This window comes from Bacillus sp. ISO11 (assembly GCF_003458115.1).
Classification (GTDB): Bacteria; Bacillota; Bacilli; order Bacillales; family Bacillaceae_G; genus Bacillus_A; species Bacillus_A cereus.
Window position 1 is genome coordinate 9,884 of the sequence record NZ_QXCO01000012.1, and the last position, 18,457, is coordinate 28,340.

The following is an 18,457-nucleotide window of genomic DNA, read 5'->3' on the forward strand; positions in this document are numbered from 1 at the left end:
TTGGTTTCAACCAAACTACAATCTCTTTTTTGTTTCAATTACTTCCACCAAATCCAAGTCCAAAGGTAATTTCGTACATTTCGAGGAGTAATGCGAATGAAGCGTTCACCGTCAAAGAAGCAATTTAAATTTGGAAGTGCTTCATCTGGATTTTCTGGAACAAAGGTGACGATGTTTTCGTTACTTGTAACGGTTACTGTAATTGGTGGGTCGGTAGGCGAGACTTGAAGTTGTAACGAAATATTGGCCGTATTTTTAAAGGGATTATTAACAGGGGGGCTTATCACTTGTACTGTGAATAACACGATAATTGTTTCGTTTGGTTCCAAATTAGTAGCGACTAGGAAACCGATATTCGGATTCGCTAGTGGAGAGCGTTCACCGTTAATAAAGACAGTGCCATTTATAAATTGTAAACCTGCTGGAATAGTATCTTGTAACGAAATATTTGAGAGTGAAATTTCAGAAGTATTTGTAATGCGTACCGTGTAATCAAAATATTGATTTAAATAAGCTGAGCTGACGGAAGCATTTTTCGTGACTGTTGCAGTTATAAATTGAACTGGTATACGAACGATATTTGAATTAACAATGAAAGTAATAATTGGATCCTGTGGTGTCAACTGAAAAGCAGCGGTAACTGTTGCAGAATTTATAATTGTACTGTTTGAAGGAATAGAAGTTGCGAGAACTTGAAATGTTATAGTTGCTACTGTACCTGCAGATAAAGAACCAATATTAATACCAGTGTCTGGACGAACATTTGGAACGGGAGTGCCGTTAATGGTTACGCTGTTTTCTATAAATGTTGTACCAGCTGGAATTGTGTCTATAACAGAAGTACTGATTGTAGGAATTGGGGAATGATTGAATACCGCTAATGTGAATGTAATGATATCTCCTATAACGACAATAGATTTGTCAGCTGTTTTTTCAATGCGAACCATCGGATCAATAACTGTCGTTGTAACGGTATTTGTTTGTTTTGTAATTGTAATAGGTGGTTTTGTTGGATCAATGATAACGGTATAGGAAACAGAAGCATCATTATTAATTGTAGATTGAAGAGTAGAAGAAGATATTGTCACTTGGAACGTAATAATAACAAATTCATTAGGAGCAAGATTTCCTAACGTAATACCATTTTCAGGATTCTCATTAGGCTGATTGATTCCGTTAATCGTAACACTACCAGCAACAAAAGTCGTATCTATTGGTACGGCGTCTATGGCAAGAAGGTCTTCAATCGTTACATTACCGCTATTCGTAATCGTAATTGTATACGTTAAAGTTTGACCAGGTAAGGCGTTTGTTACATCAGCAGACTTAAAAGCAATGACATTATCATTTTGGACAGTAGTTTTGACAGTATTTGTTGTAGTCGTATTTGTAACAGGTACGTTATTTGGGTTGACTATATAGTTAAAAGTAGTAATTGCGTTGTTGTTTAGTTCATTTGGTGTTGGAATAGAAGTCACAGTTACTTGGAATGAAACGATAGCATCTCCACCAATAGTTATAGTACCAATTGGTATGCCGCTTACTGGATTCACTCCTGGAAGAGTTTCTCCGTTTACAATGACGCTATTTTCTATAAACGTAGTACCTTGAGGAATAATATCTTGAATGATTACATCATTTACTGCAACATTACCGGTTTGATTTAGTGTAATCGTATACGTTAACGTATCACCAACCGTTGCAAATGCAAGGTCAACAGCTTTATTACTATTCAAATTCGCATGATTAATTTCTGTTAAAGCAGCTGATGAAATAATAGTTTCGGTAATAGGTGGTCGATTTGGTACCGTGTATTCATATTCAATTGTACTCGTGTTAGAGATTGGATTTGTTTGTGGAATCGAAGTAACCCGTACTTGGAATAGAATGGTTGCTGTCGTATTAGGCGGAATGTTATCAATTTGTATACCGTTAAGTGGATTGTCATTTGGCCGAGCGTTGCCATTCACGATAACACTATTCTCTATAAAGCTCGTATTTGCTGGGATGATATCTGTAACAATAATGTTTTCTACTTGTATATTCCCATTGTTTGTAATGGAAATAGTGTAAGGGATAATAGTTTGTAGGTCAGCATATTGGATAGGTGTTGTTTTTGTCGCAATTACATTAGCAGAAATAACTTCAGTGAAGGTAATATTGCTAGTGGATATTTGTTCTTCCACGTTTATTGTATAACGAGAAGTTGATTGATTTTGAACATGGCCGCTAGCAGGAAGAGCTACGACGGTAACAGAAAATGTGACTGGGATAGAAATATTAGGAGCAATCGTTCCTACAAGTATACCTGCACTTGGGTTGGCATTAAGCTGAGGAATGTTATTTACTAAAACGCTACCGTCAATAAAGGTTGTTCCATTAGGAATATTGTCTGTAAATACAACAGCAGTGGCATCCGTATTCCCTGTATTCGTTAAAGTTGTTGTATAAGTTAAAATGTCACCAATCGTTACAGAGGTTAAATCAACAGTTTTAAGTGAAACGATGTCAGCATCATTAATTTGAACAAAAGTAGTATTGGAAGTAGTAGATTTTTGAATTGGTGCAAAGTCAGGATTGAAAATAAAGTCGTAGACGACGTTTGCAGTATTAGGTGTTGGATTTACAGCAGGTAAATTCGTAACGGAAACTTGGAATGTTATTGTAGCCATTTGACCTGCTGCGACATTAGGAATGGAAAAGCCGATATTCGGATCTGCTGCAGGAAGTACAGTATTATTAACTACTACACTTCCTGGAATAAATACTGTTCCATCCGCTATAGTATCTGTAAAAAAGATGGAGTTAGTTGTAGCCGATCCATTATTTTGAATGAATACTGTATATTCAATGGTTTCATCAATGTTAGCTAATACAGTATTAGTGGACTTTGTAGCAATAAGAATAGCATCAATAAATTGTATGTTTGTAGCATTGGAAGAGGTCGTTTCTGAAATTGGTGGTGTGCTTGGGTCTGGTCGATACTCATAGTGAATGACGGCGATATTATTAATGTTATTTTGTGGCGGTATAGAGACTACGCTTACTTGGAACGTAACAATAATCGTATTATTTGGAAGAATTATATCAAGATTGATACCTGTAATTGGATTTTCGTTAAGTCTTGGTACGCCATCTACAAGAATGCTATTTGGAACGAATGTGGTGCCAGAAGCAATTGCGTCAAGTAGGAGAGTATTTGTAATAGGTATTGTACCAGCGTTTGTAACTGCGACTGTATATGTGATGATTTGACCGATACGTGTAATGGATCTGTTAGCGGATTTAATTGCACTAACATTTGCCGTCCGCACTTCAGTATTTACTGCATTTGATAACGATCTACGCTGAATAATTTGAGAACTAGGGTCAATTTGGTATTCGTACGAGGTGTCTGAAATATTAATGACTACATTGCCAACTGGTATATTTGTAAGTTGTACTTGGAATGAAATAGTGACTGTTTCATTTGGTTGTATCGTGCCGAGAGTTACTCCGTTTTCAGGATTAGCGCCAGGCTGAATTACATTATTTATTGCTAAGCTATCTTCAATAAATATAGTACCTTCTGGAATGTTATCAATGAACACGGTATTGTTAGCTGGAACGGTTCCTATATTTTGTAGTGTATTTGTGTAGGTAATAATTTGCCCGATTGATGCGAAAGTTACATCCGCGCTTTTAACAGAAATAATATTTGCGTTTTGAAGTGATGTTGTAACAATGTTAGAATTTGCAGAGCGATTCACTGGTGGGGCTGTAGGGATACTTACATATTGGTAAGTTGCTGAAGATTGATTTACAATTTCGGTTTCAGTAGGTGGATTATTTGTTTGCACTTGAAATAGTATCGTTTTGGAACTGTTAGCTGGAATTGTTCCAATCGGTATTCCGTTTTCAGGATTTACACCTGGCTGAAGGACACCGTTAATTGTGACACTATCGGGAACGAATGTAGTCCCAGCTGGGATAGAATCTGTGAAAACAATATTTATTGCGTCAACATTACCGATATTTTTCACTTCAGAAATATAAAGTATAGTTCCGCCAATATCTACAGTTGTTGGATTGGATGTTTTTGTAATTGTCAATTGTGCTTGCACGAAATTTGTAATGACGATATTACTAGTAGATGTTTCAGTAATAGGCGATTGCCCTGGGTCTGGTTGGATTGTATATGTTGTATTGGATTGATTTGTAATCGATTCTCGCGAGAATGAATCTTTAATAAGAATTTGGAACGAAATAAGGTGAGTAGCGTTTGCTGCTAAGGTAGGTAAAGTAACACCTACATTTGGATTGGCACCAAGTATAGTTGTTCCATTAAGTGTAAAACTATTTTCTACGAATGTAGTATCTTGGGGAATCGTATCTGAAAATATGAGATTCGTAGCTGGAATATTTCCGGTATTTTCTAGTGTTATTGTGTAAGTCAAAATATCACCTGTTGTTGTTTGAGGTGCATTGACTGCTTTTAAAGAAAGGATAGTTGCATCCGAAATTTGTGTGAAAGCAGGATTAGACGTAATTGTTCGAGAGATGATAGGAGCAGTTGGATCGGCGATAAAAGTATAGTCAATACGGGCTGTATTAGAAATTGGGTTCACGCTTGGTATAGATTGAACGATAACCTGGAATGTTACAGTGACGATTTCTGACGGTGTGATGGAGTTTAATGGTATTTCTACGTTAGGATCGGCACCTGGAACAGAAACACCACTAATGGTAACGCTATTCGGAATAAATGCAGTTCCTTCTGGGACCAAATCTGTTAAAGTAACTGTATTTGCAGTAGTATTTCCGTTATTTTGAACGACTACTGTGTAAGTGATTGTACCGTCAGTAGATTGTACGAGAGAATCTGTACTTTTAATTACGGATAACGATGCATCAACAACAGCTGTATTAACCGTATTAGACGAGGATGTTGCTGTAACAGGAGGTTGACTTGGATCGACAATATACGTGTAACTTGTAAGTGCTTGATTTATAATCGCTCCTTGCGGTGGAATAGAACTTGCAAGAAATTGGAACGTAATAGTAGCGGAATCACCTGGTGCGATAATACCAACTGGAATACCGAGAGTTGGACTTGCATCTGGAAGTGAAATCCCGTTGAGCGTAACACTATTTGGAACAAATAATGCTCCTTCAGGAACTCCGTTAATGAGTAATACAGAGTTTGCAGGGAAGTTTCCAGTATTCGTTAATGTTGCTGTATACGTAATTACATCCCCGATAGATACAATTGAACGATTTGCTTGTAAAACAGTTGTAACAGTCGCGTTATTAATTTGTGTTGAAGCGCTATTAGAATTTATCGTGCCTGTAACAGGAGGAGAGGCCGGATCAACGATGAATGCGTATTGAATAGATGCTACGTTTGTAATCGGATTTGAAGGTGGAGTAGATGTAACTATGACTTGGAAAGTAACGGTTAAGGAACTACCTGCGCTAACTGTTCCGATATTCACTCCGTTATTTGGATTTGCGCCTGGAATGGTACTTCCATTTACAGCAAAACTATTTTCAACAAAGGTCGTTCCAGTTGGAACTGGGTCTGAGAAATTTACATTCGTAGCGTTTGTATTTCCGTTATTTTGAATCGAAACTGTATAAGTGATCGTATCTCCAATATTTGCAAAGGCTGTATTAGCAGTTTTTACAGCTGAAAGTATGGCTGTATTAATAGAAGTAACGAAGACATTCGTTTCCACATTGCCAGGCTGAGCCAGTAATGCATTGCCTACGTTATATTGGAAGTTAACAAATCCTAAGTTTTGGAGTTCAGGTGTGAACGTTGTTGGATTACTTACGATTTGTACTTGGAATATGATTGTAACAGTTTGATTTGGACTGATTGTATTTATGCCAACACCGTTAATAATCGAAGCGGATGGTAATGGAGTGCCATCAACAATAACTGATCCTGCAACAAATTGTGTCCACGATGGTAAAGGGTCTGAGAATATAGCGTTGTTAGCAGGAATATTGCCTGTGTTCGTAATAGTCGTTGTATACGTAATCGTATCACCAATCGTTGCAAAAGTTTTATCTCCTATTTTAATAGTATTTAAAATAGCACTTTCAATTTTTGTTGTAACGTTGTTAGAAATAATATTTTTTGAAACTGGAGGATTAGCTGGATTAACGATATGTTGAAAGCTAACGCTAGCTTGATTAGTAATTGGATTTATAGGCGGAATTTCATTGGCGATAATGTGAAATGCTACGATGACAGATTCGTTTGGCGCGATATCACCGATTGGAACGCCTGTAATGATATCTGCATTTGGGATGCTAGTTCCGTTCAGTGTAAAGCTATTCGGTTCAAAGGAAGTTCCGTCTGGAATAAGGTCGGTAAAAATAACATTCGTTGCACTCACATTTCCGCTATTTGTAATTGTAACGGTGTAGGTAATATCCTGCCCGATATCTACCGTAGATACATTTGAATTTTTTTGTGCAGTAAGGATAGCGCTATTAATTTGTGTTGTCGTTGTATTAGATTGATTGGAAGTTGTAATAGGTGGCTGGCTAGGATCAACGACATAATGATATGTGGTAGAAGCAGAGTTAGAAATGGGATTAAGTGTTGGAAGTGTAATAACAGTTGCTTGGAATGTAACGATTGCCGTATTACCACCATTAATGGAACCAATATTTACACCAGTTGATAAATCGGCGTTTGGAATGGTTTGCCCATTAGCTGTGAAACTATTTGGAACGAAACTTAAATTGCTATCAAGAATATCGATAATAGTTACATCAGTTGCGGTCACATTCCCGGTATTAGGAAGGTTAAGTGTAAATGTTATTGTATTACCAACATCCGCAAAAGTAAGATTTGCTGTTTTGGTGCTAATAATAGTTGCGTTGTTTATTTGAAGGAGTGTAGTGTTGGAAGTAGCTGTACTTGAAACGGGAGGATTAACAGGATCAACAGTAAATTCATACATCGTTGATGCTTTATTTGGTGCTGGGTTACTAGGGGGAATATTGTTTACTGTAACTTGAAAGACGATGCTATATATTTCATTTGGTGGAAGTGTTGCAAGTAATACACCTGTATTTGGATCCGCGTTAGGTTGTAAAACGCCATCGACAGTTAATGTGTTAGGAACAAATGTGAGTCCACTTGGTAATGCATCTGTGAATACAATATTAGTTGCATCGGTATTGCCTACATTGGTAATAGAAGTAGTATAAAAAGCAGTTTGCCCGATATCTGCAAAGGATACACTTTCATTTTTGGTCATAGATAATATGGCTTCTTTAATTTGGGTTGAAACAGGATTGCTAATTGAAGTTTCTGCTTCAGGTGGTGAGACTAATTGATACGATGTTGATGAGAAATTTACAATTGGGTTTGCGGTTGGTAATGATGTTACAGTAACTTGGAACGAAACTGTTACTGTAGTCCCGGCTGTTATTGTCCCAATATTCACACCGTTCGATGGATCCGCCCCGCTTTGAGGAACTCCATTAATAGAAAATGTGTTTGCAATAAATGTAGTGACGCTTGGTACGGTATCTGTAAATATAACATTTTGTGCGGATGAGTTTCCATTGTTTGTTAAAACGACAGTATAAGTGAGTGTGTCTCCAATACGACTAAAGGATTTATCGACTTGTTTTAATGAAAGAATGTTAGCTGTATTAATCGTAGTAAACACTGTGTTTGAAGTAACGTTTCTTGAAACAATAGGTGCATTGGGATCAGCGATAAATGTGTAAGAAGCAGTAGCGGAATTGGCAATAGGATTTTGAACAGGGGTAGAAGTAGCGGTCACTTGAAATGCTATAGATATTGAGCTGTTAGGGGAAATTGATCCAATCGTTATGCCTGTATTAGGATTCAATCCAATTTGTGTGAGTCCATTTATTGTAACGCTATCAGTAATAAATGTTGTACCATTTGGTATAAGATCCGTGAAAGTAATATTAGTTGCATTTGTATTACCGTTATTCGTTAAAATTGTCGTATAGGTTATGGTATCGCCTAGTGTTACAAGGGTTTGATCGACCGATTTTACCATCGTTATCATAGCATCTAATACAGGATTTGTAGCAATATTCGTTGAAGTAGAGGTAGTAGCAGGAGCGCTGTTTGGATCAACAGTATAAGAATATAAAATTGTGTCATTACCCATAATTGAACTGGAAGGGGAAACGGAAATAACATTTACTTGGAAAGTAACAGTTACCGTTTCACCAGGAGCGATATTTGGTATATTTACTCCAAGTGCTGGTTGCGCACCAGACTGCTGAACGCTATTTATTGTGACTGAATTTGGTATAAAGGTAGTGTTAGCTGGAATAGCGCTTGTGAAAGTAATATTCGTTGCGGCTGTATTTTCGGTATTTCTAATAGTAGTTGTATACGTAATCGTATCTCCAACTGAAACTATAGATTTATCAGCACTCTTTTTTGTTGTTAAAATTGCACTATTAATAGTTGTCGAAACCGTATTAGATACATTCGTTTGCGATACGGCAGGTTGGCTAGGATCGACCACATGTGCAAATTGTACAGAGCTAGAATTAGAAATTGGATTTATACTTGGAATGTTTGTAACAAGTACGTTAAGAGTAATCACGGCCGTTCCATTTGGGTTTATATTTCCAATCTGAATTCCGTTAGCTGGATTTCCGATTTGCTGTGTACCAGAATCGTTTGTAAGAGTGCCAGATATGAATGTCGTTCCATCAGGTAAAGTATCCGTAAAAATTATATTTTGTGAAGTGACATTTCCAGGGTTACTTAATGTAATTGTATAAGAAATTGTATCGCCAATTGTTGCGAAAGTTTTATTTACAGATTTGATTGCCACAATTTCCCCAGAATTTATTTGTGTCGAAACCGGATTGGACGTCGTACTTCTTGAAACGAGTGGTAAGTTTGGACCTGTCATAAATTGATAATTAATGGAAGCGCTGTTTACAACCGGTGAGTTTGGTCCGCCTGGTCCAATTGTGAAAATTGGATTTGGAATGCTAACTACTTGCACACGGAAGGTAACGTTTATAAAATCTCCAGCAATAATATCCCCAATCGGTATCCCATTCGCTGGATTTACTCCAGGCAATAAAACTCCGCCTACTCGAACGCTATCTTCTATAAATACTGTGTTATTTGGAATCGGATCTGTAAAAATGATATTCGTAGCAGTTGCGTTTCCTATATTATCCAATAAAACAGTATACGTTAAAAATGAATTTCCAGGTGCTACGTCAGAAAATAGTCGATCTACACTTTTCGTTGCTTGAATAATCGCTTCGTTAATTTGAACTAAAGTTGGATTACTTGTAGCTGTTTCTATCACCGGCGGCTGGGTAGGATCAATAATGATCGAGTATGTTGTGCTAGATTGGTTCAAAGTTGGGTTTGTAGCTGGTATTGAGCCAACGATAGCTTGAAAGCTAATTGTTGTCGTTCCTCCAACTGGAATTGAGTCTAAAGAGATTCCGCTATCTGGTCTAAATCCAAGTTGTGGGATTGTATTAATTTGTACGCTATCAGGAACGAATGAAAGTTCAGGTGGTAATATATCGATAAAAACAGGTGTGTTTGCTGAAGTATTTCCGCTATTGGTGAGGATAGTTGTATACGTAATTGTATCTCCAACAGCAGCAAAAGCACTGCTTGCAGTTTTTGTTGCGATAACGGAAGCAGTATTTACTTGTGTAAAAGTTTTATTAGATTGAACTGTTCGTGAAACTGGCGGTTCATTTATATCTACAATAAAGCTATATTGAAGCGATGATTTGTTCGGGATTGGATTCGGGTTTGGAAGTGTTGTAATGTTTACTTGAAAACTGAGTGTAGCAGATGCATTTGAATTCAAGTTACCAATATTGATACCGTTTTGTGGATTTGCATTAGTAATAGTTGTTCCATTTACCGTAAAACTATTTGGAATAAACGTTGTACCATTTGGAATTACATCTGTAAAAATAACATTGTTTGCGGTAGTATTACCGGAATTAGTAATGGTAGAAGTGAAAGTAAGTGTATCTCCAATAGTAGCGAATGTTGAATTGACAGTTTTATTTATAGAAAGAGTAGCATCAATAATTGGAGTAACCGTTGTATTCGTAATTGTACTATTGACAGCAGGTGATTGGTTGGGATTCACGGTATATTCATAATTTACAAGAGCATTATTTGTTAATGTGCCACTAGGTGGTATCGCTAAAATTTGTGCTTGAAAAGTAATAAATACAGTATCCCCTGGCGAAATATCTGCCAAGTGAATACCAAGTGATGGATCTAATCCTGGTTGTGGGACATTATTGATCGTTACGGAGTTTTGGATAAATGAAGCTCCTGCACCAAGCCCATCCGTTAAAACAGTCGCACTAGCAGGAGTATTACCTGTATTTGTTACTGCAATCGTATAGGTAACGATATCGCCAATTGCAGCTGTCGGTGTATTCACAGACTTAGTAGCGACAATAGTAGCGTTATTAATTTGAGTTGTTATTACGTTACTTAACGTATTGGCGGATGCTGGAGGTAAGTTAGGATCTACGACGTACTGGTACGTTGTATTGCTTTGGTTCGGGAGTGGATTTGGATTCGGGATAGAATTTACTTGTACTTGGAACGAGATGAGCGTATTTGCATTCGGATTTATTGGATCAATGGCAATTCCACTTGCTGGATTTACATTAGGCAGTGTATTCCCGTTTACAGTAACACTATTAGCAATAAATGATGTCCCGTTTGGAATTACATCTGTAAATATTACATTTGATGCAAGTGTGTTCCCGTTATTCGTTAAAGTAGTCGTGTACGTAATAATATCATTTACGTTAGCAAACTGTTTATCTGCAGATTTAGTAGCGGCAATTAAGGCGTTATTAATAGTTGTCTGTACAGTGTTAGAAGCAACCATCTGCATCACAGCAGGTTTGGATGGATCATACGTATATTGGAATGTTGTGCCTGATTGATTTGTAATTGGATTTACAGCAGGGATAGTTGGTACAAAAACTTGGAATGCAACGGTGCGTGATGAATTCGCTCCTATTGTACCAATTGAAATGCCGGTAGCAGGATTTGCGTTAGCTACAGGGACATTATTAATCGTTACAGTATTAGGAATGAAGAGGGTACCCGCTGGAATGATATCTGTAAACGTTACATTAGCAGCAGGGATATTCCCGTTATTTGTTAAAATAGTCGCATATAGTATGACATCACCAACATCAGCGAAGTTTGTACTCGTTAGTTTTGTAGCAACGATATTAGCAGTATTAATTTGTGTAGTTACTATATTGCTAGCAGCGTTTCTAACAAGAGCAGGTAAGTTTGGATCAGTGATAAAGCTATATTGAAGTGAAGCGCTGTTTTGAATTGGGTTTGGTGAAGGTAGCCCATTTGCACTTATTTGAAAAACAATCGTTGTAAAACCACCTGAAGGAATGGAGCCGACTTGAAGACCGGTACTAGGGTCTGCACCTTGTTGTAAAGTACCACCTATAAAAATACTATTTGGTACGATAGTGGAGCCATTAGGAATTATATCGGTAACAATAACATTATTTGCTATAGTATTTCCAAGATTAGCTAAAGAAATTGTATATGTGATTGGTTGCCCGACATCGGCGATAGTTAAATCTACTTCTTTGACAATCACTACATTTGCTAAATTAATTTGTGTACTTACAGTGTTACTTACAGATGTTTCTATAGTTGGTGGATCGCCCGGATTTAGAATAAAACTATACTGTGTACTAGATGAATTTAATGTTGGGTTTTGTGTTGGTAAAGAGGTGATGGTTACTTGATAAGAGACGGTAAGTGAGCCGTTAGCAGCAATGGAAGGTAGCGGAACACCTATATTTGGATCTGCGTTATTTTGGAGTACACCATTAATAAGAAAAGTATTTGGAATAAAGGTAGTACCGTCTGGATTCGTATCTACGAAAGTAGGACTATCAGCAGAAACACTTCCTGCATTCGTCAAAGTAACAGTATAAGTTAATGTATCCCCTACGGTAGCGAACGCTCGATTCACTGTTTTGGCTGAAATGACATTTGCATCGTTTACTTGAGTAAATGTAGTGGTTGAAGTAGTGTTTTTACTTACAGGTGAAGCGTTTGGATCAACGATAAAGTTGTAGGAGATAGAAGCACTATTCGAAATAGGATTTGGATTTGGAATGCTAGTTATTACTACTTGGAATGAAGCTGTAATTGTAGTATTAGCATTGATGCTACCAATATTGATGCTAGTTGGTGTAACGCCTGGTTGAGTAACACCGTTAACTATAACGCTATTTGGTACAAAGGCGGTTCCATTCGCAATTGAATCGGATAGTAATACATTGTTCGCTGCAACATTCCCATCGTTAGTAAGAGCAAAGGTGTAAGTTAATACATCGCTAACTTCCGCAAACGTTTTATCTACAGATTTATTAGCATGGAGATTTGCTAGTCTAATTGTTGATGTAACAGAATTAGAATTTGCTGTCTTTGAAGTCGGTGGCAAATTTGGATTTACAGTATATAGATAAGAAGCGAAGGCATTATTAATGATAGGATTTTGGGTCGTAATATTGATGACTGTTACTTGGAAAGAAAGGGTAAAAGTAGCCCCGCCAGGAATTGTGCCGATAGGTAAAGCGACGAGAGAATCTACATTTTGCAAAACTCCGTTTAGTGTTACAGTACCAGGATTTAATATCGTTCCATTTGGAAGTGGATCTGTTAGTTGTACGTTATTAGCGGCTGTATTTCCGCTGTTTGTAATAAGGATTGTATAACTTATCGTTTCGCCAATTGTGGCAAATTGTTTGTTAGTTGATTTTGTTAATGTTACATTCGCATTGTTAATTTGAGTGGAAACAAGATTAGAAGAAATGTTTTTTGTAACGGGTGATTGGCTAGGGTTGACGGTATATTGATAAGAAGCACTTGATCCGTTAGATACGACATTTGACGCGGGTATTGTATTTACTACTACTTGAAATGCAACATTTTTTGTTGTGCCGCTTGGGATGGATCCAATATTCACGCCGTTAGCGGGATTTGCGCCCACTTGTGTCGTGCCATCTATTGTTAAACTGTTTAGAACGAAAGTTGTTCCAGTAGGGATGACATCTGTAAAAATAACATTGTTCGCATTTGTATTACCTGTACCTGTAAAGGAAACGGTGTACGTTAGTGGGTCACCAATATCTGCAAAATTTTTATCTACTGCTTTCGTCATTGTTACAGTAGCATTATTCACTTGAGTGGAGACAATATTTGTCGTATCAGTCCCACTTACTGCTGGTTGATTAGGTACAGGAATGTATTGATATGTTGTTGTTCCACTATTTAATATTGGGTTTGTTTGAGGGATAGAAGGAACGAGCACTTGGAATGAAACAGTAGTAGTGGAATTTGCTGCAATCGAACCAATTGGTATACCATTAGCGGGATTTGCTCCAGCTTGAGTAACTCCGTTAACAGTTACACTCCCTGGAATGAAAGTAGTTCCGCTAGGAATCGGATCCGTATATATAACGTTCGTTGCAGCGATATTTCCTATATTAGCTAAGGCAATACTGTAAGTTAATGTTTCACCAATATCGGTAAAAAGTTTGTTAACTGATTTTGTTCCATTAATATCTGCCAGATTAATTTGTGTTCCAGCAGAATTGCTTGTTGCAAGGCCGTTAAAGGTTGTTCCTCCAGCGATTGGTGTATATTGAAATGTAATATTAGCAGTATTAGAGATAGGGTTTTGATTTGGAAGAGAAACGACGGTAGCTTGGAAAGTTACTGTACGAGAAGCACCATTATTGATTGTTCCAAGAGATATACCAGCCGCAGGATTAGCATTTGTTTGTGGTACGTTATCTACTGTTACAGTGCCGGGTATAAAAGAAGTACCGTTAGGGAGACTATCTATAAAAATAGCGTTATTGGCAGGAAGAAGCCCGGTGTTAGGGATAGTAACTGTATAAGTGAGAATATCTCCAATTGCAGCAACACTTTTATTCACGCTTTTCGTCGCTTGTATATTTGGTGAGTTTATATTAATTTGTAAACCGACTGTATTTAACATATACGCATCTCCGTTAGTTGTTAAACGGATTGCGGCGGATACTTGTGAGTTTGTTAAATAAGGAGAAATATCAATGGAAGTAATGTCCCAGCCCTGTCTTCCTGCGGAGATGTTTGTACTTGTAGAAGCACTTTGATTTCGCGTTCCAAATGTCCCTGTTGTATCTAAGTTTCCTGCAGCATTATTAACTTGAGAACCGAAGAAATTATTTATAGCATTGTTTGGTCCAGATAAAGCATTTAATGAACTGAAATTTGGTCCAAATAAAGCTTGATCCCCGGTTAAATCTGCATCTCCTTCGGTAGAACTTAAAAATAATCTCCCGCTTACTGGTCCTCCTGAAGGTGTTAAAAATCCAGAAACAGATACATCGGCACTACCAGTTTCTGCAGAAACACGGTTACCAGCTACATAAATGGTTAAGTTTCTTGCAGGTAAGGAACCATTTTGATAAGCGACAATGAGCGTCCATCCAGAAGAATTGATAGCCCCATTAGAAGCATCTAAAGGATCAACAAGTCCAGGGACAGAGCCGGTTGTATAAGAGCCAGATCCAGCAGCTTGAACGAGGGATGTTACATCTGCAGATCGTGTATAGAATCCAAATGTGACAGATCCAGAAACGAAAGTTTGATTTGAAGCTGTAATAGCCGAAGGGGTAATTGAGTATGTTGACACAGGTGTTGTGAAAGAAACAGGATTCCCTAAAATACTCGTAATGTTTTGATCACGAGATAAATAGTTTCCACCCCAAACGAGTTCTGCGTAAAGAATAGTGCTACCAGCAGGGATATTTAAAATAGCGGTAGAACTATTTTGTGTATAGGTTAACGTTGTACCTGCGGGAAAAGTAGGTACTTGTAAAGCGGTATTCGTAGTTATAAACGCACCAATTGCCCCGATTGTACCAGCACGGTTTTGATTACTAATTTTACTTAATCCTAAAGTATTACCTGTAATAGCGAGTGCGCCGTTAGTGGTGGTAGAAAATCGATTCGTAATGGGCATGTTGTCACCTCATTTCCAATATAGTCTTGGTCAAAATAACATATGTGTGTGACAAATAAAGGGAAACATGTACAAGTTGATTTCGTAATAATGATTTAAATGTCTAGATAAGGGGATGGAGTATGATTGAATTAGAAATTAGGTTGGAGCGTCTTAGGGAAGAACAAATAGGCGATATTGTAGCATTATCTTCTTATATTGGCTGGGATTATAACAGAGAAGAAGTTGAAACAATTTTTAACTCAGGTATTGTATACGGCGTATGGAATGAGAGAAAAAAACTTATTGCTAGCGCAGCAATAATATTATATGGGGAGGCGTTGGCATCTATCGGAATGGTAATTGTACATCCAGATTATAAAGGAAGAGGAATTGGAAAGATGATTACAAATTCATGCATGAATAGCGTATCAGCTCAAACTCCATTTATGCTTATTGCTACGGATGAAGGAAAGCCCTTATATAAAAAATTAGGATTTAAGGTAGTAAGCTATGTTTCTAAATATATTTGTAACTCGTACAATGCGAATCATAAATGTGCAGAAAATGAAGAATATATGATGGTTTATAAAGAGAGTGATTTAGAAGGAATAATAAAAATAGATAAAGGCGCATTTGGAACAAGCCGAAACGAGTTTTTAAAACAAAGAATTATGCAAAGTGAGCAGTGTGTCGTTGTAAAGGATACGAAAGAAAATGTAGTAGGATACGGTATAAGTATACAAACGCCAGAAAATAAAATAATAGGACCAGTCGTTGCTAAAAATAATGAGATGGCAATGAGAATAGTACATGATTTAGCAAGAGGGCATAATGGAAAATTAAGAATGGATGTACCAGAAGGAAAGAACGATTTCATGAAAGAATTAGAGATTGCTGGTTTTAAAAAGGTGAATACACCACCAATTATGATGAAAAATAGTAATCGGTTATTAAAAAGAAATAGTGAACTATATAGTATTGCAGCGCAAATTTTTGGATAAAAAAGAACCCTTTTAAATGAAGGATTCTTTTTTGAGCCAATTTAATCACGATATTGGTCATGAGTCGGCTGAAAGAGGTCTTCCTCGATATCTCGCACCATAGAAAAATGATCAACGTTATAATGACCGTGTAAAGTTTTATTGTGATGACCAATAATTTGTTCTGCAGACAATACGTTAGAATCAGTTGTTGAATGACCGTTTTTAATTAATGTAACGTCAAATCCTTGTACAGTTGCTGTCCTAACGGCAGTGTCAATGCAATGTTCTGTTTTACATCCGCCTATAACAATATGATTAATGTTTTCTTCTTTTAAAAGTTCAAGTAAAGAAGTACCGTAGAATGAATTGGTTGCTGCTTTATTAATAAAGATTGCAGACTGGGGTACTTGAATTTGATTATGTACTTCAAATCCTTCGCCACTACCAGAAGCAACATCGATATCTCTTACGAAAACAATAAGAGCATTTGAATCTATTGCTTTCTGGAGGGCTATATTTAGTGTAGATAATAGCTCGGTTTTACGAAAAACTTCATTTTCTTGCTCATTTCCATCAATTAATTCTTGCTGAGCGTCGATAATTAATAGTGCTTGTTTCATCGTGTCTCCCCTTTAATATGAAATAAGTTCCACTGTACATATTCCTTCAGATTGTTAGAAAATCCTCCATTGTAAGAGAAGTAGAAGATTGATTTACAAAGTTGTCAAAGAAATTTCATTCTCATAGCGTGTAAAAACATGTATGATAGGAGATGGAGAATTTTTGAGTAGGTGGGAATAACATGCAAACAGTAGAAGATTATCTTTCATTCTTACATACGAAAGGATTTAAATTATCAGAGGAAGCACAAGGGTTTATTATGTTTGGACAAGGATATACTGGTGCGTCTGATGGGATTGTGAACGCAGCAATAGAAGCGACAATTAAACATCAATTGCAGTTTGATGGTAGTTATTTCGTTGCGTTATTAGAACGATTGAAAGAGGAAGAAATTACAGATAAAAAAAGCGCTAAGGCTTTTATGCGGAAGTTACAAGCGTAACTTCACGCAGCCTGCGCTTCTTTTTTTGTTTTGGAAGGTAATTCAACAAAAATCATGCCTAGAAAAATACATAGACATCCGATAATAGCAGAAATAGAAAGTTGTTCATTTGCAACGAGAACGCCTGTTAATGCAGCAAAAACGGGCTCCATTGCGAAAATAATTGCTACTCTCGTTGGAGAAGTGTGTTTTTGTGCCGATGTTTGAATGAAAAAAGCAATAGATGTTGCAAACAGGGCAGTTAGAAAGAGTGCGAATAAAAAGGATTGATTCGTCCATAGTGATACTGAAAATAACTTTTCCCAATCTTCAAACAAGAAAGCGCAAATAGAAGAAAATATACCAACAGCTAATACTTGAGATGTGCTTAATAATAAGGGTGATATTTTTTTAGAAAAGAAGCCGTTAATAAGAATATGGGCAGCGAAAGCGACTGCACAACCGAGAACAAGTATATCTCCTATATTTAATTGGAAAGAATCAGCAGCTGTTAATAAGTACAAACCTGTTGTAGCTACAGCAATACCAAGTACGATGAAAATGGTGGCTTTTTGTTTTAAAAAGATAAAGGATAAGATTGGGACCATAACAATGCTTAGCCCAGTTAAGAAACCTGCTTTTGAAGAAGTTGTATAAAGTAAGCCAAATGTTTGTAATAAATAGCCGACAAATAAGAAGAACCCAACTATTAATCCAGCTAAACTACTATGTTTTAATTCTTGTTTTGAAGTTTTCTGTGAGAAAATAATTTGAACGAATAATAAAATAATTCCAGCGAATAAAAAACGAATACCATTAAACGTAAATGGACCAACGAAAGACATAGCGTTTTGAACGACAACAAACGTAGCTCCCCAAATAAAAGAGACAAATAATAAAGCAAGAGGAGCAATCCACTCTTTTTTCACACTCATACCCCCGTTAATTTTGTAAGATAGCTTTTCTAGCTAATTCATCAGCTACTTTATTTTGACTACTTGGAATCCACTTAATAAAAAAGAGATTGAAGTTTTTTATGTACTGTAGTGCTTCATCTAAAAGAGGTGCAAATATTTTATTTTTTGCGTATTCCTTTTCAACAGCCCGCTCAACAAGCTGCGAATCTGTACGAAAAGAGACAGTGCTATAATTATGCTCAATGCAATATTTTAATGCTAGAAGTAAAGCGCGGTATTCTGCTTCATGATTGGACATTGTTCCAAGTGGTACTGATAATTGTACAGGCGGCTGAACGCCTTTAATAAACACTCCTGCACCAGAAGGACCAGGATTTCCTTTTGATGCACCATCAATATATACTTCAATCAAAATGAGAAACCTCCAAATTATAAGATTATCCCCTACTTAAATATTTTTTT

6 protein-coding genes are annotated in these 18,457 nt (G+C 36.9%); 2 read left to right on the top strand and 4 right to left on the bottom strand.

The features are described 5' to 3' along the window. Positions 1-38 precede the first annotated feature (38 nt). The gene (locus D1166_RS14650; protein ID WP_118043341.1) at positions 39-15,071 is read right to left on the bottom strand and encodes a DUF11 domain-containing protein; all 15,033 of its coding nucleotides are present in this window, start codon (positions 15,069-15,071) and stop codon (positions 39-41) included. Between the two features lie 122 nt (positions 15,072-15,193). Here D1166_RS14650 and D1166_RS14655 point away from each other — a divergent pair, with 122 nt between their 5' ends. Continuing rightward, a complete protein-coding gene (locus D1166_RS14655; protein ID WP_097856428.1) occupies positions 15,194-16,054 on the top strand; it encodes a GNAT family N-acetyltransferase in 861 nt (286 codons plus the stop codon). A 41-nt stretch (positions 16,055-16,095) separates the two neighbouring features. On the opposite strand, the gene D1166_RS14660 is transcribed toward D1166_RS14655, so the two are convergent. Next, complete coding sequence (locus tag D1166_RS14660) at positions 16,096-16,656, bottom strand: cysteine hydrolase family protein (RefSeq protein ID WP_000806320.1); 561 nt, start codon at positions 16,654-16,656, stop codon at positions 16,096-16,098. A 182-nt stretch (positions 16,657-16,838) separates the two neighbouring features. On the opposite strand from D1166_RS14660, the gene D1166_RS14665 reads away from it, so the two are divergent. Next, a complete protein-coding gene (locus tag D1166_RS14665; RefSeq protein ID WP_001195212.1) occupies positions 16,839-17,099 on the top strand; it encodes a DUF6123 family protein in 261 nt (86 codons plus the stop codon). A 2-nt stretch (positions 17,100-17,101) separates the two neighbouring features. Here D1166_RS14665 and D1166_RS14670 read toward each other — a convergent pair whose 3' ends face one another. Together D1166_RS14670 and D1166_RS14675 are read right to left on the bottom strand one after the other, a co-directional pair. After that, complete coding sequence (locus tag D1166_RS14670) at positions 17,102-18,007, bottom strand: DMT family transporter (protein ID WP_000712602.1); 906 nt, start codon at positions 18,005-18,007, stop codon at positions 17,102-17,104. 13 nt (positions 18,008-18,020) lie between these two features. Next, the gene (locus tag D1166_RS14675) at positions 18,021-18,407 is read right to left on the bottom strand and encodes a reverse transcriptase-like protein (protein ID WP_000573881.1); all 387 of its coding nucleotides are present in this window, start codon (positions 18,405-18,407) and stop codon (positions 18,021-18,023) included. Positions 18,408-18,457 lie beyond the last annotated feature (50 nt).